This is a genomic window from Mesorhizobium japonicum MAFF 303099, assembly GCF_000009625.1.
Taxonomy (GTDB): domain Bacteria; phylum Pseudomonadota; class Alphaproteobacteria; order Rhizobiales; family Rhizobiaceae; genus Mesorhizobium; species Mesorhizobium japonicum.
Genome location: NC_002679.1, coordinates 216620 through 236634, shown reverse-complemented (window position 1 = coordinate 236634; position 20015 = coordinate 216620). Strand labels below are relative to the sequence as shown.

Annotated in this window: 25 protein-coding genes and 1 pseudogene; 7 read left to right on the top strand and 19 right to left on the bottom strand. The window is 59.5% G+C overall.

Annotated elements, in window-relative coordinates; all coding sequences use genetic code 11:
- Position 1: 1 nt before the first annotated feature.
- From virB9 to MAFF_RS35945, 9 genes are all read right to left on the bottom strand, one after another.
- Entirely contained in the window at positions 2–838 is an 837-nt protein-coding gene (gene virB9, locus MAFF_RS35985; RefSeq protein ID WP_010915835.1) for a P-type conjugative transfer protein VirB9, read from the bottom strand.
- Positions 835–1566 carry a virB8 family protein gene (locus MAFF_RS35980; protein WP_010915836.1) on the bottom strand — a complete coding sequence of 244 codons (732 nt, stop codon included), beginning with the start codon at positions 1564–1566 and terminating at the stop codon, positions 835–837. Before MAFF_RS35980 ends, virB9 begins: the two co-directional genes overlap by 4 nt.
- Before the next feature lie 13 nt (positions 1567–1579).
- Positions 1580–2650, bottom strand: coding sequence for a type IV secretion system protein (locus MAFF_RS35975; RefSeq protein ID WP_010915837.1), 1071 nt, complete (start codon positions 2648–2650; stop codon positions 1580–1582).
- Between the two features lie 226 nt (positions 2651–2876).
- On the bottom strand, positions 2877–3560 hold the full coding sequence (locus MAFF_RS35970; protein ID WP_244420862.1) for a type IV secretion system protein: 684 nt from the start codon (positions 3558–3560) through the stop codon (positions 2877–2879).
- A 42-nt stretch (positions 3561–3602) separates the two neighbouring features.
- The gene (locus tag MAFF_RS35965; protein WP_010915839.1) at positions 3603–4484 is read right to left on the bottom strand and encodes a hypothetical protein; all 882 of its coding nucleotides are present in this window, start codon (positions 4482–4484) and stop codon (positions 3603–3605) included.
- Positions 4481–6892 (bottom strand): VirB4 family type IV secretion system protein, encoded by a 2412-nt coding sequence (locus tag MAFF_RS35960; RefSeq protein ID WP_010915840.1) that lies wholly within the window; start codon positions 6890–6892, stop codon positions 4481–4483. Before MAFF_RS35960 ends, MAFF_RS35965 begins: the two co-directional genes overlap by 4 nt.
- Before the next feature lie 2 nt (positions 6893–6894).
- Positions 6895–7203 (bottom strand): type IV secretion system protein VirB3, encoded by a 309-nt coding sequence (locus MAFF_RS35955; RefSeq protein WP_010915841.1) that lies wholly within the window; start codon positions 7201–7203, stop codon positions 6895–6897.
- Between the two features lie 5 nt (positions 7204–7208).
- The gene (locus MAFF_RS35950; RefSeq protein ID WP_010915842.1) at positions 7209–7517 is read right to left on the bottom strand and encodes a TrbC/VirB2 family protein; all 309 of its coding nucleotides are present in this window, start codon (positions 7515–7517) and stop codon (positions 7209–7211) included.
- A 12-nt stretch (positions 7518–7529) separates the two neighbouring features.
- Entirely contained in the window at positions 7530–8381 is an 852-nt protein-coding gene (locus MAFF_RS35945; RefSeq protein WP_010915843.1) for a lytic transglycosylase domain-containing protein, read from the bottom strand.
- A gap of 89 nt (positions 8382–8470) precedes the next feature.
- On the opposite strand from MAFF_RS35945, the gene MAFF_RS35940 reads away from it, so the two are divergent.
- Positions 8471–9010, top strand: a complete 540-nt coding sequence (locus MAFF_RS35940; RefSeq protein ID WP_044552212.1) for a hypothetical protein — start codon at positions 8471–8473, stop codon at positions 9008–9010.
- Positions 9010–9609, top strand: coding sequence for a thermonuclease family protein (locus MAFF_RS35935; protein WP_010915763.1), 600 nt, complete (start codon positions 9010–9012; stop codon positions 9607–9609). The genes MAFF_RS35940 and MAFF_RS35935 overlap by 1 nt, the downstream gene beginning before the upstream one ends.
- Here the strand turns inward: MAFF_RS35935 and MAFF_RS35930 are convergent.
- The 3 genes from MAFF_RS35930 to MAFF_RS35920 all read right to left on the bottom strand — a co-directional run bounded on the left by MAFF_RS35930 (position 9566) and on the right by MAFF_RS35920 (position 11878).
- On the bottom strand, positions 9566–9850 hold the full coding sequence (locus MAFF_RS35930; protein WP_157866247.1) for a hypothetical protein: 285 nt from the start codon (positions 9848–9850) through the stop codon (positions 9566–9568). The genes MAFF_RS35935 and MAFF_RS35930 overlap by 44 nt on opposite strands.
- A gap of 136 nt (positions 9851–9986) precedes the next feature.
- The gene (locus MAFF_RS35925; protein WP_010915845.1) at positions 9987–11225 is read right to left on the bottom strand and encodes a DUF1173 family protein; all 1239 of its coding nucleotides are present in this window, start codon (positions 11223–11225) and stop codon (positions 9987–9989) included.
- Between the two features lie 311 nt (positions 11226–11536).
- A complete protein-coding gene (locus MAFF_RS35920; RefSeq protein ID WP_010915846.1) occupies positions 11537–11878 on the bottom strand; it encodes a hypothetical protein in 342 nt (113 codons plus the stop codon).
- A 727-nt stretch (positions 11879–12605) separates the two neighbouring features.
- Between MAFF_RS35920 and MAFF_RS35915 the strand changes: the two genes are divergently transcribed.
- Positions 12606–13058 (top strand): helix-turn-helix domain-containing protein, encoded by a 453-nt coding sequence (locus MAFF_RS35915; RefSeq protein ID WP_010915966.1) that lies wholly within the window; start codon positions 12606–12608, stop codon positions 13056–13058.
- A 146-nt stretch (positions 13059–13204) separates the two neighbouring features.
- Positions 13205–13537 (top strand): hypothetical protein, encoded by a 333-nt coding sequence (locus tag MAFF_RS35910; protein ID WP_010915967.1) that lies wholly within the window; start codon positions 13205–13207, stop codon positions 13535–13537.
- A gap of 43 nt (positions 13538–13580) precedes the next feature.
- Here the strand turns inward: MAFF_RS35910 and MAFF_RS35905 are convergent, their stop codons facing one another.
- From MAFF_RS35905 to MAFF_RS35895, 3 genes are read right to left on the bottom strand one after another with little or no spacing between them, the layout of a single operon-like run.
- Entirely contained in the window at positions 13581–14291 is a 711-nt protein-coding gene (locus MAFF_RS35905; protein ID WP_010915847.1) for a hypothetical protein, read from the bottom strand.
- 10 nt (positions 14292–14301) lie between these two features.
- Positions 14302–14988, bottom strand: a complete 687-nt coding sequence (locus MAFF_RS38785; protein ID WP_157866246.1) for a hypothetical protein — start codon at positions 14986–14988, stop codon at positions 14302–14304.
- Positions 14989–15044: 56 nt separating this feature from the next.
- Positions 15045–15635 (bottom strand): hypothetical protein, encoded by a 591-nt coding sequence (locus tag MAFF_RS35895; RefSeq protein WP_010915849.1) that lies wholly within the window; start codon positions 15633–15635, stop codon positions 15045–15047.
- A 43-nt stretch (positions 15636–15678) separates the two neighbouring features.
- Between MAFF_RS35895 and MAFF_RS35890 the strand changes: the two genes are divergently transcribed.
- The gene (locus MAFF_RS35890; RefSeq protein WP_010915968.1) at positions 15679–16773 is read left to right on the top strand and encodes an acyltransferase family protein; all 1095 of its coding nucleotides are present in this window, start codon (positions 15679–15681) and stop codon (positions 16771–16773) included.
- Positions 16770–17045: a hypothetical protein gene (locus MAFF_RS35885; protein WP_044552204.1), complete on the top strand. Its 276-nt coding sequence runs from the start codon at positions 16770–16772 to the stop codon at positions 17043–17045. Before MAFF_RS35890 ends, MAFF_RS35885 begins: the two co-directional genes overlap by 4 nt.
- A 230-nt stretch (positions 17046–17275) precedes the next feature.
- Here MAFF_RS35885 and MAFF_RS41085 read toward each other — a convergent pair whose 3' ends face one another.
- The 4 genes and pseudogenes from MAFF_RS41085 to MAFF_RS41570 all read right to left on the bottom strand — a co-directional run.
- The gene (locus MAFF_RS41085) at positions 17276–17551 is read right to left on the bottom strand and encodes a hypothetical protein (protein WP_244420860.1); all 276 of its coding nucleotides are present in this window, start codon (positions 17549–17551) and stop codon (positions 17276–17278) included.
- Between the two features lie 347 nt (positions 17552–17898).
- Positions 17899–18381, bottom strand: coding sequence for a thermonuclease family protein (locus tag MAFF_RS39680; protein WP_157866245.1), 483 nt, complete (start codon positions 18379–18381; stop codon positions 17899–17901).
- Positions 18382–18482: 101 nt separating this feature from the next.
- Positions 18483–18650, bottom strand: a complete 168-nt coding sequence (locus MAFF_RS39675; protein WP_157866244.1) for a hypothetical protein — start codon at positions 18648–18650, stop codon at positions 18483–18485.
- Positions 18651–18902: 252 nt separating this feature from the next.
- A pseudogene (locus MAFF_RS41570) lies at positions 18903–19358 on the bottom strand (ISNCY family transposase); the annotation flags it as partial.
- Positions 19359–19376: 18 nt separating this feature from the next.
- Here MAFF_RS41570 and MAFF_RS35865 point away from each other — a divergent pair.
- Positions 19377–19997, top strand: coding sequence for a helix-turn-helix domain-containing protein (locus tag MAFF_RS35865; protein ID WP_010915969.1), 621 nt, complete (start codon positions 19377–19379; stop codon positions 19995–19997).
- Positions 19998–20015 lie beyond the last annotated feature (18 nt).

The window sequence follows — 20015 nt, the reverse complement described above, 5'->3', positions numbered from 1 at the left end:
CTCATTGGGAGATGGCATCGGGTCCCCTCACTTTCTGAACAACCCCACCACCGACACGCTGTGGCTGGTAAGGTTCAAGCCCGGTCGGTTCGTTCACATTGTTCAGTCTCAGATTGAAGACGCAGGTTGCGTCGTGTCCGTTGCGCAAGGTCCATTGGAAATTGACCTTGTCGACGACGATGTACGCGCCCTCGCGGCGATAATTCACAAGGGTCTCATTGCGCTCGCTGTCGACGACATAGATCGCCGGCACTTCCCTTGCCGGATCGAAGCGGAACCAGGTCTTCACGCCGTCGTCGTAGATCACGAGCGGCTTATTTGCCGACGAACCCTTATAGGCATAGGACGAGTTGGCATTTTCGGCCTTGAAGCCCTGCCGGTTCGGTTGTGATGCCCGGGCCCGGGCTTCGTCCATCAGCGCCGCGTCCGAGGCCTCTTCGGGATAGCGGAACTTGATCGCATAGACCTGTTGCGCAACCGGCCGAAACTCGCCCTTCAGGAAGAACACATAGCTGCGCTTGTTGGTCAGGACGTTGAGATTCCCGCCCGCATTCTTCTCGATCGGTTTCACAAACAGCACGTTGCCCTTCTTGTTGGGCTCGATGCTCCAGGCCGGGACGTCGCCGGCGCCGAGGGTTTCGATTTTCTCGTCATCGCCGAATTCGATCATGGTCGAGGCGCCATAGCTGGCCGGCACCGACACCACATCGTCCTTCTGATACCAGACGAAGCGAATGCGACTGTCACGAGATCCCGCCCGAGGAGTCTGTTCGGCAAGGGCCGGCTGAACCGCGCAAACGCCGAGCCCGATTGCCATCAGGATGCCGGCGACGTTCATTGCGGTGTCTCCGCGGTGGGTGCCGGCGCCGTCTCCTGATCGCGCCGATATTCGAGCACCTGGAAGCCGAGCGGATTTTGAAAGCGGATCTCGTTTTTAGCTGGCACGCCGGTGTAGCGGAACCGGATCAACGACACCCAATGCCGCTGCACGGTGTTCGCCTGGCTCTTTTCCTCAGTCATGAACCGGACCAGGGCGGTCCTCTGGTTGGGAAATGTCACGGACTTCACGGTCACAGCCACGACGGTGTTTCGCCCGTAGAGCACGACCGGGTTCGTCACCTTGTTCGCCGGGCTGAAAAGCTCGACGAGCTCCCTCGAGGCATCGCCGGTGCTCAGCAATTGCGCGAGATCGAAGTTGTCCTTCAGCGCCTTCGGATCGTAGGTCTCGCGAGCCTTCACATAACGGACGATATCGAACATCCCCATCGACTCGTCCTGCTGCAAAGGACCGTCGGCCAGCGGCCGCTTGACCTCGACAAACCCGGTGGATTTGTCGACCACCACCATGTAGGGCTCATAAGTCTTGAGCGGCAGCGCAAGGATCAGCGCGCCCACCGCTGCAACGGCAATGACCGAGGCGACGCTTGCCACACACCACGCCAGAGATCGCGACCAGCGATTGCGCCGCGCGATATCTTTTTCCCAGATTGCCGCATCCACGTAGTACGGCAATGGAGACTCGGTTTCCTTCGCCGGTCCCCCAGCGCTTTCCTTCACATCGCTCATTGGTGCCCCAAACCTATGCGGGATCCGTCAGCTTTCGGGAAAGCCGTGCATATTCCGCTGAATCCTCGTACCTTCTCTGTGCGAGGCTCACGCGCGCCCGCTCGCGACCCGCCAAGCGTTCCTGCCTCGTGCTCCAGCCCATCCGTCCCATCAGCGCCCGCTGACCGGCTTGGCCCATCGATCCGAAAGCGCCGCCGTAGAACCGCCCAAACGAAGGAGTTCCAATACCAATTCCGCCCGCGAGAGAGGCGGCAACGTTTGTGATTTGCGACAGCAGCAGCACGCCGACGAGGCAGATCAGGATGAGCGGCGCGGCTTCGGTCAATGTCGTTGTCGCAGCACCGTTCGACCGGTTGACCGCGTCGAAATAGGTCTGGGTGATCGAGATGAAAAATGCGCAGAAGGCGTAGACCAGAATCTGCACACACATGTACTGCACGATCGCGGTTACCCAGCCAGCGAAGAACCGGGTCGTGTAGCCGAACAGCATGAGAATGATGAACACTGGGGCGAGCGCCAGCAAAAGCCAAAGAAAGATCTTCGACAGGATGATGAGGAAGATCGCGTAACCGATGAGCAGCGCGCCGACGACCAGGATGATCGCCGCCAGTACGTAGCCGCCGAAGTTCAACACCCCAAGGCTCTTGATAAAGGCAGACGTGGAATTGGCAAGCGAATCCCAGATATTTTGCAGGGCCGTCTGCACGGAGTTGACGGAGTTCAGCCCGGCCGATGTCCCGGTCACATTGGCCGACACGCTCGTGAGCAGGCTGTTCCCGATCGCCGAAGGTGTCTCATTCGCGAACGAATAGGCATATGTTTGAAAGTCCCCCCAACTCGTCGCCAGAGCGTAGATGACGAAGGCGCGGAACAGGCGCCAGACCATCTCCTTTCCCGATCCGGTCGAGGTTCCCTGCCAGATGCTGATAGCCCAGAATATCACGTACAGCGTCAGCATCAGGCCGGCCACACCCACCTGTCCCCCGCCGGTCAGGGCCGACGCGAGGTTCTGGTAGGCTTGCGATACATAGTTATTGCCGAACCTGTCGACCTGTTGCAGAAGCGTCGTGATATTGAAGTTCATTTTTTCGCCATCCCACCTGGAAACAGAGATGGATCGCTATTGAGTGCCTTCATCGGACCGCACCCAAATGGCCTCGCCGGTTCTGTTTTTGGGTCGAGCGCCGCGAACGCCAGTGGCTGCATCGGTCCCTCCTCACGAGAGCACGGAGCCTTGAGTGGCTTGTGGCTGCATCCCGAGGTCGCGACAGCGCCAATAATGGCGGCCGCCAATAGAAGAAAGCGCACCGTCATTGGCCGGACTTGTATTCGAGCCCCCGCGAGGCCTGCGTGATCAGGTTCATACGATCGATGTTTTCCTGATTGGCGGCCGCCGTCGCGGTGTTCACCGCGCCGATCAGCTCGTTCACGGTCAGACCGGTTTGCACCATGATCTGGCTGTTCTGATCGATCGAGCCCTTGATGTCCTGCGCCGTTCCGATCCGCTGAGCGCCCGACTGAAAAGCGCTGGAACGGGTCTTCACCCCATTTTGCGAGGAGTCGACCAGTCCGGTGACCGTGGCCGCGACGTTGACCAGGGCGCTGTAGTTCTTATCCATCTGCGTCGTCTGGCCATTGATCAGGCCCGAAATCGTTTTCACCAGCTGCAAGCCGTTGATCATGTTCGAAACGATGCCCTGCGATCCATTGCCGAGGCCGGCGAACGACAACGAGCCGCCCGAGATCACGCTACCAAGCGAAGGCGCGCTCCCCATGGAGAAGCCGCCATCGCCCAAGGCCATCTGCGCGAGCTGGCCCGCCTGGCTCGAACGGTCGCCCGTGACGGCCTGGAGCGTCTTTTGTGTATAGTTCATGATGTTGCGGTCGGTGCTGAGGATCTCGCTCGTGGCCGATGCAATCTGCCGAGCCTGTTCCAGATTAGCCTCGTCGATCGTAGGCACTTGCGCAAAGGCGATGCCGCCAAGGCCAAGCAAGAGTGCCGCTGTTAACGGAATTCCACGCATAGCGCTTTTCTCCTATTGAGCCTGATATTGCTTGACGGCCGACATAAGTTCGTCAGTCGTCATGGTGACGGGGGCGCTGTTCGCGTCCCTTTGGATTTGCGAAAGCATGGGCGAGACGTTTTCAACCGTGTCGGTCGTGCGCGGCGCCGTGCATACGCTGTCCGTCGACAGGCAGCACGGGTTGCCTGCCGTACCGCCGCCGCCCGTACCTCCGGGGCAGCTCGTCGCGCCAGCCGCGCCAGGCGGCGGGGGCGGGGGAGTGGGCACTACCAGGCCGGAGGATCCCCGGCTTGTCAGTGTGGCAGTGCCGATGTTTCGCACGTTGAAAGCTTGGGCGAAGAACCCGGTTGCCTGGATGACCTCGTTGAAGGTCAGCCCGCCTTGGGCGCGAATTGCGCTGTTGCGGTCGAAGGCTTCCATGACCGTTTTGTCGGTCCCGATATCCTGCCCCATGGTCTCGAAGGACTGCCTATTGGGGGCCACCGTTGACATGCTGCCGTTCATGCCCCCTAGAACTTGACCGGTGATATCCAACTGGCCCCTTTCGCCGGCATTGCCGCCGATAGCGCCCGATCCCGACCCGGTCGAGGCGAACGCCGAAGAGCCCTTGATGTCCGGATTGGCCTGTTCCAGGGACGCCCGGCCACTCGCCGGATCGACCGAAGCCTTCGGGCTCTTCAAGTCCTGCGCCTTTTTGGGTGTCGTTACCGAGCAATTGACACCCTGCGTGGCGGACTTCGTATCCTCCTGGATGAGCTTGATCTGAACCTTGTCGGCCTTGTCCTCGCTCCGCTGTGACAAGATCGGGCCGTCAGAAATCGGCACGGCCGCTATGGCCGTCGATCCCGCGAAAATCGTCACAAGGGCGACCGTCGCGCCCATGATGGTCTTCATTCCGGGTCCCTCCCAAGAAAGACTGGCAACCAAACGTCCGGATCGTCGCCCACGCGCGCGCGCAGCGCGTCGAGCTCCTGAACTGTCTCAATTCGACCGGAGAGGATCTTGATCGCGTCAGGCATCGCGCCCAGATTGAGGCGCGCAATGACGCTGTCCTGATCATGCTTGATCAGGAATTTGCGGGCTTCCGGCGGGGTTTCGCGGATCCATTTAATCTCACGCTCCGACAGTCCGAACGCCCTGTGCGATTCCTCGTCGGCCTTCGGGTTGGGGAAAAAGATATTGGTCGGGGTCTGTTCGATCAGCGTGTTGGCGATCGATGACTTCACAATATCCGCCGCGGACTGCGTGCCGAAGCCAATGATGCCATTCAACTTACGAATGGTTTTCAGCTTGTCCTTGATGAAGTAGCTGAAAATATCATTGTCCAGGAGCTTCCAGCCTTCATCGAGGAAGATCATGACCGGTTGCCCGTCAAGCAGCTCCTCGATACGATGAAAAATATAGAGCAAGGCCGCCGTACTGGTCGTTGCGTCGCTCAACACGCTCGTCATGTCGAAGCCGAAAATGGACGACATCGAAAACGAGTCTTCCGCGTTGTTGAACAACCAACCGCGCTGATCCGGCCGCATCCATGGCTGAAGGCGCGAATACAGGTCGTCATCGCCGGCGCGCATCGCACCGCGCAACAGCTCCGCGAACTCCTCCATGGTTCGACCTTCGGGCGGCGCGCTCGCCACCTGGGCGATCGCGTTGCGAATGACTTGCTCCTCGCGCGTCGAGTGGGCATATCCGTCGGATCGACGCAGGATGAAGCTGAAAAGCTGGAAGAGGAATTCCCGGTTGCGCGGCGTATCGGGCAGGCGCAACGGATTGAAGCCGGAAGGCTCACCGGCCTTCAGAACCTCATAGCGGCCGCCAAGCGACCGCACGAAGATATCCAAGCCCCTATCCTTGTCGATCATCACCAGCTTGGGGCGCGGCGTGATGCGTTGCGCCTGTGCTGCAAGAAAGCCGAGCAGCACCGTCTTGCCCGAGCCCGAGGGACCGTTCAGGGTGAAGTTGCCGAGGTCTCGAACGTGGAAGTTGAAGAAGTAGGCCGTTTGCGACGTCGTCTCGAGGACGCTTATCGGCATTCCCCAATGAACCCCGCCAGTCCGGCCGCTGGGATAATTATGGAAGGCCGAGAAGCCCGCCATATTCTTAGATGAGATCATGGACTTGCGCGCCACATAGGCGAAATTGCCAGGCAGGGTGGCCCAGAACGCAGGTTCACAATTCAGGTCCTCGCGAACCCACAGGGCGGACACCTCCGTCAGCGCCGTGCCGACATCGGTCACGCAGCGTGCCACGTCGTCCATGGTTTTCCCGAGGCACAGCACCGTCAGGTGATGCAAGCCGTAGAGCGCTTCCGAGGACAGAAGCTCATCGCGCGCTTCACCGAGCTGATCACCCACGATCGAGTCGGCTTCATCCGACATGTCGATCTTGCGCCCAACCCGCTCCATCTGGGTGAGCGCCTGGGGCTTGTCGATGATGGCGAAGGATTGCGTCACGATGAATTCGTGCGGCACCTTCAGCATTGGGTTGAGCATCCCCGGTCCCGTAATGGAGGGGTACTCGCCTACCGAAATGATGGCGCCGTATCGCGTTTCGCCAGGGAATGCCCCGCGAATTTCCAGCGCATTCGGGCCAAAGAACAGCCGCTTCGTCGCCAGCGCCTCCGCGAGCTTCATGCGCGGCAGTGCCATCGGGCGCGGAAACCCGCCATTGACAAGCTGCACCAGGAATTCCAGCGGCTCGGAATGCCAAACGTCATTGCGCTTGACGACGGTGAGAACCCGCGCGCCATACGCCTGCAGGCTCTCTCGGACGGCTTTCATCACGTCCGTGAGTTCGATCAGCGCCCGCTCCTCGCTCGAAGAGCGACCGTCCGCAGCCCTGCGTCCCAAAAGCTTGCGGATCACAAGATCCGCCGTTCCGACCGTGCCCTGCAGCTCGCGCCGCACGATCGTCAGGTAGATGTCGTTCACAAACATGCGCTGGGTGCGCAGGGCCGCCGTATAGCGCTGATCCAGCTCTTGGCAGAACTTATTTTCGAAGCTCGACTCGATCGCCGGCTTCACCTCGCGGCGCACGATGTGCGAGTAGATCGCATAGCGCGAATTCGCCAATCCCCGAATAAGGTCGTTGCGGCCGAGCAGGCGCGAATTGATCTCCGCGATATCGATCGTCTCGAAGCACAGGCCGCTCATGTGAACGAAGGACATCAACATGCCGTCCTGCGTCTTGATCACCTCGTCGGACACATGCCGTGAATAGGGTATGTGAGCCGAAACGGGGTTTTCCCGACGAGATACGGCCCCGAAACTCAGTTCATCACGAAGAGCCCGCGCGATTGCCACGGTCACACCCGATAACTGCGCGCACCCCAGAAGCTGGCGCTTCGGGGTGGCGTCTTTCGTGAACGGATGAACATGATCTCGATGAACATGGAATCGCGCATGATCGCGATCCTGGCGACCGCATAGAGCGGCACGCAGATACAGAGCATGAGCAGATTATGGGTTGCGAGGAACACGACCGCCGTCAGCACGCCGATGAACCCGGCAAGCTCGTAGGGAATGCCGAGCACCGTCGGCGCTCGGGTCAAGCCCTTGACGAGCGGAGTGATCAACAATTTGGGCTCGCCAGGATCGATCCGGCCGTCTGCCATCCCGATCACCTGCCGACCGCGGACTGAAAGAATTCGACGATCTGGGCCGAGCCGAAGACCAGCACGATGCCCAAAACCCAGCTTCCGGCCACAAACCATGACAGGCGTGCCGCCCAGGCCATGAAGCCCATGAAAATACAGAACAGAACCGCCAGAGCCGTCGCGATCGGCCCGGTCAGGGTCTGCACCAACGTCTGCAGCGTGCTTTGCACCGGCTGGAGATTTCCGCCCCCGGCCATCGCCTGCGTTGCCAAGAGCATGAGCGGCATCGCCACACCAGCGCTGCGTGTCGCAATCATCTTCCACAAGGTCATCAAAGCTTCTCCTCAGTCAAAGTTTTGCACCATCCCGCCCTGCCAGACCGGCGCCGTCGCTTCGCCAGACTTCGTGGTGCCGCCATTGCGGGAGTTGGTGCGGGATGTCGGATCATTTTGTTGATCCGCCGCGCCGGCCGCAGCCGGTTGAACGCCGGCCAGGTCAAGGCTCACCGCCCCTGCGGGCATCACTGCCTCAGATCCGACCGATGGCCATTGGTAGAAATCGTTGATGACGTTGGCGACGTAGCCAACCGTCTCGGTGTAGGGCGGCACGCCCTTATATTTGAGAACCGCGACCTCGCCGGCGTTGTAGGCGGCGAGCATGTATATAGGGTTCGGAAACCTGCGATGCAGATCGCGCAGAAAGCCGATCCCACCTTTCACATTATCCGCGGGATCGCAGATATCGACCCCGTAGCTTTCTGCCGTGGACGGCAGAAGCTGCATCAGGCCATAGGCACCTTTGGGCGATAGCGCGCCGGAATTGAAGCGGCTTTCGGCCCGGGCAACCGCGAGGACGAGCGGCGGGGCAAAGCCTTGCTGGCGCGCGACCGTTTCGACGATACGCTGTCCGTCTTCCTTCGACAGGGCAGCGACGCCGGGGCAGGGGTTGTCAGCCTTGGCCGATGTCACCGTAGCGGCCGCGCCGTCAGTGCTTTGCGCCGTCCCGATCCGTTGCACGTCTTGGCTCTCAACCTGATAGGCCGGCATCACCCGGCCATTGGCGTCGACGGCAGCATTAACGATGCGCGTGACAGGTGCCGTAACTCGGTACTGGAATTTCTGCGAAGCTTCCTTCGCAAACGCCACTTGGCACACCACCAGGGCCGCCGCCAGTACCGTTTTGCGGGATCGAATCACTAAAATAATCCTGCGCCGTTGTTGATTTGACGATATCGAATTAATACAATGATTCGATGAACTGCAATCCCGAAATTGAGGCTGGCACAATGAAAATGAGCACGGTTCTTCCCGTTGTGGTGGTTTTGCCGACCTTGGCGGCTCTGTCCCCGGCGCCGGCCCAAGCTGATGATTTTGGCTGCAAGGTCTTGCTGTGCATCCTCAACCCGCAGGGTTGGGCGAGCGTCGGGGAATGTGTGCCCCCGGTCGAGCGCGCTTTCCGTATGGTCGCGCGTGGGGAGTCTTGGCCTCAGTGCCCCGAGGCCGGCAGTTCCGGTCGTATCGGGTATGAGGAATTCAAACCTTGCCCGGACGGCACGATCGCCGTCTCGCCCGATGCGGAATCGAGCGGGAGCGACAACAGCTCTCGCTCACAAACTGTCTACAAGCCCGACAGCAACGGCACTTTCTGCGCTCCGCGGAATACGACGACTGCCTCCTGGGGCACGAACCCGAGAGGTTCGGGTTACGGAACGCGTCCAACATCGGCCGTGACGCCGCGCGAGCAGAGGGCGGAGCCAAACTATCTCGATCTTACAACGACCGACGGCAAACAACGGTTCTGGTTCAATCTGAGCAGGTACCAATAATGCAGCCTGGCTTCGCCGCCGTTGGCATTCTCGCGGCCTTCCTCGCCAGTGTTCCGGCACTGGCCGAGGACAAACCCAATCCCTGGTTTCCGATCCCCACCACAGCATCTTTCAGCACCGGCGACACCTGGACCTATGCCGGCGAGACCCACCGTCTCTACGGCATTCAAGCCTGCCTGCGAGGCACTTATTTCACAAATGCGGCAGGGGGGCGTGTCGATTGCGGGGAGGCAAGCCTTGCCATGCTCGTCTCTCTTATCAGGGATCTCAAACCTCAGTGCTATACGGCCGCCTGGCAGGCCGCGACCAAAACGCGCTTCGTCGTTTGCGTCGCACAGCCTACTTCAGGATCCGCGGCCGGTTCTCGCATCGATCTCGGCACGGCGCTGATCTCAACCGGCTGGGCTTTTGCGGCCGTCACTCCGAACGGCGCTCCGGTCCATGCTCCCTATATCGTCGCGCAGGAGGTCGCTAAAAAGCAGCACCTTGGCCTGTGGCAGTTTGCCGACGTGCCCGATCCGAATGCCATCATTCTCCGCGATATCCGAAACGCATCTAACCAGGTTGGTCAGTCTTCGAATCCGCCCGCAAATCGATAACCGGTCCCCGCCGCATTGGATCATACTGTACATTCTGCAGAGGCCGTCGCCGGACCACCAACGCGACGGCTAGCGCAATCGCCGAAATCAAGCCAAGGACAATAGCCGCGACCAGCCCCGGCTCTCGCCAAAAGGATAGACTGTTCCACTGGCTCAAAAGACGGGCGCCGGACAGCACCAAAATGAGGATTGTTGCGATGACAATGCCCGTTCCCGGATCCATGTCGAATTTCTTCAGCATCGCTTTCTCCTTTTCGCACTCCCTGATCATGGCCCCGACGGTCGCTTCTAGCGCAAACACCGGCGCCAGGCGCAAGCCCCTAGGCTCAGCCTGCCCTCTGGGTGCGCCAGCCGTCGCCCGCGCTTAGGCTTTTCAGTTATTCGGTCGATATTCCAAAGCCTGCCTGCCTGCCGGGCGGAGCCGAAAGCCGCTGCTGTTTGCCCGGTAGCGCCGGTCGGGGACCGCTTGTGTCCCAGCGCCAGGTCTCGAGCTCGCAGCTTGAAATCAGATGGTCGAATTCCGCCTGTACCGTCTCCGCGGCATCGTGCGGTACGACAAAAAGCGCAGTTCCCTGTTGGTCAACGTCGGTCAGAAGGCCGAACGCCATCGGCACCGCCGGCAGCACGTTGTAGCGCAACGTTTTCACAAACCTCCGATGCTCCCCGGTCAGGACCTCGATCAATTCCTTTTCGTCGTTGTGCTGAAACGGAATCCAATTCTCCGTCACGTTCATAAAGCCGATTTCGTCGATCGACAGAATGCCGGACGGCATCTGCATAACCGTTGCGATGGTGATCAGGCGCGAATTTTCGTGCAGTCGCCACAGGTCTAATTCACCTGCAAAGCGCTTCGGCACTGCATTGAACATTTTCTCATCCAGGAAGAGCGGCGCGTCGGGCATATGCTTGATCGACAGCTTGCCACCAAACCGGGCGGGATCCAGCGATTTCACAATTCCGATCACGATCTTCTTGTGCTTCGCCTTAGCTGCCGCCGCGAAAGCCCGCTCCCGATCCGCTGCCAGGCGATCCTTGTGTTCAGGCGAGTACATTGCCGGCATAAACAGCAGCTCGCGCAACTGGAACTTCTGGCTCGACTTTGCATCGGCCGCGCCCCAAAGAAATTTCCGGACCAACCCCCAATTTCTTTTTCCCACAAAGCCGGGCGCCATTAATGTCAGTTCCGCCTCTTCCCAGAGATAGTCAAGCAAGCCTCGCAGCGTGAGCTTCTTCGGATCGGCTTTCACTGTGTGGTGCGAAGTCCCCTCGCCGGATGAACCCTGCCGCGCCTTGCCTTGTGTCAGTGCAAAGGCCAGCTTCAGCCGCGCGGCCTCCGATGCAGGATCCTCAATGATCGCTTGACCCAGGACTTCGGCCTTTCCCGACAGGGCAAGGGGCAGTTCATAACGATCACAGTCTACCGCATGGTCCTTGCCGGTGTTCGGCATGCGCTTGACGATCAATTCCTCGCCGACAGCGGCAATGTACATCGGCACTCCGGGATGGCGACACAAACACAAGACACGGGCCTGCTTGTCCCGCGCCTGGCGCAAGAGCGTCTGAATTTCCGGATGCTGTGGGCCAACCGTGCGACCCAGAATAGCAAAGTCACTCATAAGGATGCCATCCGACTTTAGATCGTTTACCCTATGATTAAATCATTGAACCGATATCTCATTCAACCCACTGGGCATCAACGATGCTCCCCATGGATTGACGTGGTTAAGCCTGGTCGTCGCCGCGTCAGGGCGATCGTCCATTCCACCGCCATCGCTTTCCCTCCGAACAAAGCGACGTTCATGGACTACGCGGGCCTAACATGCAGTGTGCAATCATTTGCGCCACCTATCAGGCAGATCAAAGACCTGATGAAACAGGCGGACGGTCTGTGCGCGTGATTGAGCGGTTCCTGGCGCGGTTGGGACTGTTAGAGTTTGAAGCGGCCAAGGCGCCGATCGTTGAGGCGGTACTGCCAGATGAGGTTCGGATCCTTGGGGTTGACGCCGGATGTCGACCAGGCGGACCGCTCTAACTTTGCAGCGTCATGCAAAGGAAGATCGTCATCACCGTGCGACGGCTGCAAAGACGAGCGAAGACGATAACGTCCGAGTTTGCGCGTCAGAAACGCGATGACACAGACGGCGGCGAGGGACAGGATCAAGAAAGCAGTGGAAAAGCTGAGCATGCGAAGGCCGGCTTCCTGATCAGGTAGGGCGAAGAAAGCCAGCACGCCGCCGGCGAAAATTGCGAACGCGAACCTCATGAACATGACGGCAAGCCTCCTATTTCGATGTTGATCATCATAATATCACGGATCGATCGTCATTATAATGATCAATGGAGATGGGATGGCCCCTCATGGATCAAGCGTTTTTCGACGGCTGGGGGCGTGGTGCCGCTTTTGGCGGTGCCGGCTTCAGAGTGCGGCGTATTACCCGGCGCCTTTTCCAGCTCGAACAGGGATAGAGATTGGATTCTCGCCGACTCCGCAGGGGCCAAGCATTGCGGCCCGTTTTGAGAGTAATCGGCAAATGCGAATCGTGAACTGCGCAGCCTAATATCGTTGCATAGCCGTGAAATCATCCACGCTCTTGAAACAGCGGCGTAGAGGTTTCGCTTCTGGTTTATCTGAACCAAGTCACTCGAAATGGTATGGGGCAACGATTGCAGGGCCTGCCTGCCGCGGGGGAAGAAAACAGGGTTGTCCCTCCGGATGAGGCGTTACACGATAATTTCACAAGTCGGATGACCAGGCCATCCAAACTGGATCATTGAATTATTCATTGTCAACAGGGCATGCAGATCGAAATGCTATCGTGCCCTGGAATAATTTGCGGCGGCCAAAAGCTATACGGCTCACTTTGAGAGAGGCATGGGGGAGGATGCCGCGACACTTTGATGGGGCGATGTGTCATCGTTTCGGTCTACCGACCTAACCACTAGACATTTTACGGAAAATAGCGGTCATATTCCGACCGATAAGCAGGAGTGCAGCTGTGCCGATATTTAAAAACAAGACAGAAGACAGCGATGGCTGGCTTTCGATCCTGCTCGCACTGCGACTTCGCCAAATCGAGAACGAGTACCCGGACTATGCGAGTTTCGCCGACGCTACTGGGCTGTCGCGTGGCACGCTCTACCAGTTGCGGACGGGGAAGGGAAACCCGACGTTCGTTACTCTTGAGCGTCTGGCACGGCATCTGAAGGTGCCGGTGTGGACGCTGATCGGCCGGACTGGTGACGACGACAGCGTGAAGCGGGACATCGAGACGTTCGCCTTCAACTTCAACGAGATTGCGCGGCATATTGAGGCCACGCGTGCTGTGAAACGCTCGATGACGGAGTTCAGCGGTGTACCTTCTTTGAAAGAGGCAGCCAGCCCCGCTGGGGCAAGTTCCGAGAAGAAGCGGCTACCTCCGGCCAAAAAGGGACGCAGGACAAACCGGTAGCATGCAAGTAAAGTAGAAGATGCTAAACAATCAGCGTAGATGCATTTGCTACGATAGGCAGCAAATCTATTCTATATTTCTTTGACTCGCATCAGAGAATCCACCAGCATCGATGCAGGGGCATCATTTTTGCTGAAGGGTTCACGATGCAAGCGAATATCTGGCAAATTGCAGGAGACGATGCGCTCTATAGGGACGCGGCTGCGTTCGTCGATTGCCACCCGAAACCATGGGTGGAAGAGGTTTCGGAATTTCTGCGGAAGAAAGGCAAGCCCGAGACGATCACGTTGGTGATCGGACAGTTCATCGTGGCGGCCCTGTTCGAAGGACGACACGCGGATCTGCTGTACTGGTCGCTGGTTGCGGCCGAAGTAAATTGCGTTGCGATGGAGCAATGGCCTGACGAGGTGCGCCAGGAGCTGGCGAGCCATCTGAAACGGGGAGTTGGAAAGCTCTCGTCGCGAAATCTCTCCCATTGAAGACTGCGGCCGGATGGCGTGGCCTCAAATAAGGGAGACGGAGTCACACCTGACCAGAGGCGACGTTGATGTCGCTGCCGGCGGGACCGGGAGCGGATGAAGCGAGTTTTGTGTCGCCTCCTGTATTGAAATCCCCCGGCCCCAAGCACGCGGCCGGGTCACCTTCCTGGCAGCTGGCGTCGGCCATGGAGCGGGCGTTCTTCGCCATATCGCAGATCGTTGTCCCGTTGATATCGGAGAATCCGCTACAGCGCCCGGAGCGAACCATCTGCTGGCAATTGCCAGTCCCCAATTGAATACAGGCGGCAATAAATGAGGCATCGACCTTCTGACCGTCGAAGGTCCCCATCTGGATGAGCTGCTTGACGGGTGCGGAGTTATAGCCGTCGTTTGTAAGTTTGGCCCAGGTGTCGACCTGAAACTGGAGGGATTGGCAGCCAAACTCGGAACGCGACATGCCTGCGTAGTTTTTGATGTTGGTGTTGTTCAGCTGGAAAATGCCGGTGCAGCAAGAGCCATTGTAGATGCCTTTGTTGCCGCCGGATTCGAAGCGACCGAGTCCGCCGAGGCTGCACGATGTGGTTTTCAGCTCGTCGTGCAGGGACGAATTCTTCACGGCATCTGTGATGTCCTGTGCGGAGTAGTCGGTGCGCTCGCAATATTGTGCGCCGGCTGCATATGCTGCCGCCACCGAATTGCAGACTAGAAGGCCGGCGGCAAGGACGCGGCTGAGTTTGGAATATAGATGATGCATAGGATGTGCCTCACGGAAGCTTGACGCTGGTTGTGCATCGAGGCCAATTCGTGCCGCCGACGAAGGAACGAAAGTGAATCTCTTTGGCGTTCGCTTTGACGTCGATTTCGGTTCGATCGTCACGATTGGCCTGGGGTCGATCGTCATCGGACAGATCGACGTAGCAGGCTTCGGCGCGTGCAACGATTTTGCCGCTGTCTGGATCAATGATGCGCGCCTCGCATAGGTCAGGCTCTATGGAAGAACTGGCGTTGTTTGCGCCAGTCTCGCATTTGCGGGTCGAGGCGATCGAGACGATGAAGGTATGCGATCCGACTTTGATGGGCTTCGACAGGATATCGAGTGGCGGTATCTGCCCGGCCGGAATGGTTCTGTGCAGCTCGTCACGCCAATAGGCGGCATTAGAGGCGATGATATCGGACCATGCGGTCTGTATGGCCGGTTGCGCGTCTGTGGTCGTGAGCGACTGGTAGCCTAGAGGCTCCCATGCGTGTGCGGAGATGGCAGACATGGGGATAATCGCGAGGGCGGCAAGCGTGGACATGGTAAACCTCCTGAGCTTCACACCGCCGTGGCCGCCGGCAGGAGCCGCGGTCAAGGCCTCGCATCGCGCGCCGCCAGGGAAGCATTGATCCGCTGGCGATGGCCGGTGGCAGGCTGGTGTCCTGAATAACGTCAGGTTCTCCATGTCGATCATGATTGCGCTCCTTCGGGGTATCGAGGTTGCCGAAACACAGGCGTGGGCTGCTTCCTCTAGGGTTGCGGGACAGGGACCCGGAATTGGCATTCCGGGGCGATTTCACCTTGGAATACGATGCCGGCGCGAATGGTTTTGGCTTGAACATCATATGCACCCATCGCACCATTCCGGGCGAGGTCGGGGCGGACGTTGTTCGGTTGCGCGCCATATTCGATGAAACAGCCGGAGCCAGCGTCGGCGACCGTGGATCGGCCATTCTGATAGATCGCCAAGCGCATCGGGCATCGTTTCAGCGTGGCATTGCCGACGGGGTCCGTGCGGATGGGCGAGCAGCCGGTAAGCGTGTGCAGGACCGAGAGGACGACGGTTTTCGTCGGGCTGCGCACGACGATGTGGCTCTCGGAAGCCGGCGCGTTGGCGACCACAAAGCGCGTATCGCCTTTGGCCGCGTAGAGGTCGTTGTTCTTCTTCAGCCGGTCGGCCCATAGCGAGGCGTAGGGAACAGCTTCCGAGTTCGGGAGCTCGAGATCGGCATAGGCGACGGCGCGCCAGGCGTTCGGATCATGCGTGAGCGACTGAGCCGAAGCGTGAGGCGCCAATGTAAGGGCAGCCGCGACTGCGACAAATGTCAGGCGTTCGTGCATTCCTTGCCTCGCTTGTATGCCCTATGATTAAATCAATGTACTAGTGATTGTCGAGCGTGATATTTGGATGGAACAAGAAGCTCGCTTATCGGGGCTGGATGAATTGCGAGGCCTGGCGATCGGGCTGGTGGTGCTGTCGCATGTCGGGCCGGTCTTCGGAGAAGGCGGGACGGCCGCCGCTCTGCTGTTTGCGCCGGCATGGAGCGTCGGGGTCGACCTGTTCTTTGTGATTTCCGGCCTGGTGGTGGAACGCTCATTACGAAGCCTGCGCCATGAGCGCGGCGCGCTCGAAGCAGCCTTGGCCTTCTATGTCAGGCGTGCCATGCGGATCGTGCCGCTGGCCTGGTGCGTCGGCACCATCCTTTCGATCGGGTTGATCATCCCGGGAAGCGGCATTGAGCCTGAGGATGCGAAGGCGGCCTTCGCGTTTATCTCGAATGTACATTGGGCGCCCTGTTTCGGGGGCGCCGCAGGGTGCGGGAACGCCTTTGCGTTCGCGCCATTTTGGTCGGTCGCCGCCGAGGTGCAATTCTACCTGCTGGCTCCGCTCCTGGTGTTCCTGCTACCGCGTCGTGCGCTTGTCGCGCTGGCCGGGCTCGTCCTCGTGGTCGGGGCGTTCACGCCCCGGCCATGGGGCGGGACGCTTTGGACGTTTCGCATCGATGCAATCGCGGTCGGGCTGGCGATCGGAGCAATCATGGGGACAAGCTCATGGCCGCGTCTGGCGGAACACGTGCGGGCGATCGGCAACATGGAAGCGGCGTTCTGGATGTCGGTCGCGGCCTTCATTTTGGCGATCTTGCCGCCGGCGACGCATGGCGTGGCGACTGCCATGCTGGCGTTGATGTGCGGTTGGATCGTGGCAAGGGCGACCCTGCAGGCCGGTTCCGTGACCTGGCCAGGGCGGGTGCTGCACCGACTAGGAGGTATCTCATATGCCCTCTACCTGATCCATCTGCCGGTGCTGGCGCTGTACAACTGGTCGCTTGGCCATTTCCTGGGTGCCTCGGCGACCGCAACGTTATCGATCGCGACGGCAATCGGGATGTCTCATGTGCTGACGGCGGTGATGGGAGATCCGCTCCGCCAGCTCGGGCGCCAATGGTCAAATCGAACAGTGCAGGAGGTGTCGCCGTGACGGAAGAAAATCGTCGATGGTCGCTCGGTGGCGAAGATATCGATCAGATTCCGCGAGGGGTGAGAGCGCTGGCGGAGCAACTATTGACGGAGAACGACGGCGATGCCGTGGCAGCGCTCGTCGGGGCATGCTGCGTTATTGGAGCCATGCGGCCGGCGATGTCGAGGGGCATGGTGCGCAATATATCCTCCTCAGGGGTTGATATAGCGCAAGTGCTGGATGTGTTCGTGCGAAGCGAGCACCAGCCAGAAGAGCATGACCGGCAATGGTGAATTGCGTGTAGCTGCTAGAATTTATCCGCGACCGCCTGGGAAAAATAGGCTCGGCGAGAGCATTGCCGAGCGGTCATCGGCCGATAGCGAGAGAGACGTGGTAGTAAATCGGCAAGCTGCGTGACGACACATCCGTAGCGTCGCAGAAGCCAGTCGCGAAAGCTTTGGTTTTGCGACAGGGACCGTTCCGCCGTATGTTCGGCTCGACCATTGGAGTGTGACGGCGCCGCTTAATAGCGGTCGCCGAACCAACCCTTGCTCTTTGGGGGCGAGGGTTCCTGATAGGCCCACGGCACGGACTTGTAGGACGGTCTTGGGTCTTGGACGCGCCAAGCCTTCTGCCAGTAGTAGAAATTGAGGGGTACTCGGGCCAGCACGCGGCCATCTTCCGACAGGAGGTCGCAAGCGCAGGCGACGACGGGGCCGTTGTAATATTGCACGCGGCCGGAATAGCCGTTGAGCGCTCCTGGCCGGCAGGCAAAGACGCGGACGCCTGCGGCAATCATGTCCGGGGCTTCTGCGGGGACGGAGATCGTCTTTATGCCTTCCTTCGTGAGCGATCGCACAGGCACGGAGCTCCAACGCGAGCGGCGCAAAGCGTTGTTCGCCTGGGCTTCTGTTGGGTAGCCGGTGAGCCGGGTCACGATCGGCGGGAAGCGGCCCCAGTCGGGGGCATACTCCTGCCTGCTGCGGCTGACCCAACCCGGCGTCCAATAGGGGTCAGTGACCGCAACGGGGCTGGCGAAAGCAGAATGTGAAGCATCCGGCGAACGCCCGGCGCAGCCGGCGAGCAACGCCGCGGATGCAACGACGGGAAGGATATGGCGAAAGGGACGCATGTCGTGCTCCGGGGTCATGGATTTGGCGAGGATTTCCGGTACAGCCAAGGCATCTGGAAGGCGCTGGCCCAAATACCGCGATAGGATTCGCGAGCTTCACGCTCGAGCTGGGCGTAGATGGGGATGCGACGATCGGGATCGTCGGGGAGGGTGATGGCTATACCGGCTTTCAGCATTTCGCCTGCGATGTCGGCCATTTCGCCGGTTGCGCAACGCGCGACGATGACAGCCTCGTCTTTCCGGATCGGCGAGCAGACAACCCATTTGTTCAAGGTGGCGTTCACGAGCCATGCCATGGCGACAACGCCACATGGCCATGTCTGCTTTCCGAGCCTCGCGGTCTGGCCCAGGTCGCAGGCGTCAACCCCGTAGAGCCGGTATTTTTGCTTGCTTTCGACATCCTGAAACGTCGTGGGCGAGAGGACCACGACGCGCATCGGATTGCTCGCTACGTGGTCGCCCGGGGTATAGACGTCGAGCGTCGTGGCGGTGTCCAACGTGGGAACCTGCGCTGGGGCGACTGGCGGCATTATCAGGGCGAGGCCGCAAGATGTCGCCGCGATCGCAAGGGCAGCGCCAATGGTTTTACGCGCCGGCTTCACTGATCGGGTCTCGGGCTGGCGTGAGCGAACAGATCGATGTCTTCGGCGATCACGTCCGTGGTGGAGTGGATGACGCCGTCCTTCTGATGCATGCTTTCCGACACGCGCGCCTGGACGAGCACCTTGTCGCCTTTGTGAATCTGGCGCGGCACGAAATCGGCCATAGAAGGTGACCGTCATCCAATCGCTGACTGATTTTCTTTGGCACTCCTCGTCGAGCCATGACCGGTTGGTGGCGACACTGAGCTTGACTGTGTTGCCGACCTGGCGCGTTTCGCGACCGACATTTCCAGGAAGCAAAAGTTGGCCGCTGGTTCCCATGACTAACTTCTCTCCAGGTTCATTGGATCAATAAACTATTTCACAAATCGCTGTGCAAGTGTCTCAGGCTCAAAATCCGGACGGTGGGGGAGGCGCACTTCACCAAGCCGCTTGTTCCCGGTGATCGCAGTGTGCGTGACGCGCTGCTCCTTGCCAACCAGCCCGCACGAGATGCCGTTCTTCTCGAGTATGATCTGTTTGCGTTCGTAGGAGAACGACAACTGCTGGCCGATATAGCGCTGCTCGCGCTTGCAAAGCACGTCGCGGAGTCGATCGGGCGCGACGTTCAAGGCGCGATGCAGATTGTCACGCCGGGTAGGGGGCCTTGGCGAACTTCTGGTTGAAGCTCGTAGTGAACACCGGCAGGAAGGCGTTGGCCGCCTCGATGTCGGATATGCCCGCGAGGCGCAGTTCCTTCACAAGCCGGTCCTAAAGCGTGCGATTGACGCGCTCCACGCGGCCTTGGCCTGGCTGGAATTGGCGCAGAGGATCTCGATGTTCAGTTCCGCCAGAGTTCGGCCGAACTGTGTCCTGCCGCGGCCAGCGCGCGCAATCGCTAAGGCTTACGAATGAACGCCGGGGTCGGAAATGAGTGGCGCTCGGGCTATGTTGTCTGTCATTTTACTATGGGCTACATCGTCAGGGCAAAAGGGCCGAGCGACAGGCAAATTGTGCGCACGCATCGATTTATGAAGCGAAATGGAAAGGGCGAAGTGGACAACCCGCTTCGCGCCAACATCGCGACGGTCCTCGAGGCCGAACGCCGACAAAGGCGACTTCGTCACCAGGACATGGCGAAGTTGTTTCATACTTCGCCTGGTAAGGGTCTCGCCTACCGGACCTATATCAAAACTGCTCGGCGTAAGAACAATGTCACCTTGCGTACCCTAGACATGATGGCCCGTTCTCTTCGGATCTCGATTGCGACGTTGTTGACAGCCAAAACCGATATCGAGCCCTGGGTTCATGAGCTTGGAGACCAATCAATCCGGAAGCGCCTTGGCGCCATTATCAACAGTGAGCGCGAGCGCCGAAACCTTTTGCGCTATCAGATGGCAGAGTTGATCGGCGTCTCGGAGATTACATTCGCGAAGTTGGAACGCGGCGCTGGAAATATCAGTGTCGATACAATTGCTGGCATCGCTAAATCGCTATGTCTGGATCCCACGGCATTTCTGTTCCAAGACTAGATGTCGTGTTGCCTCAAG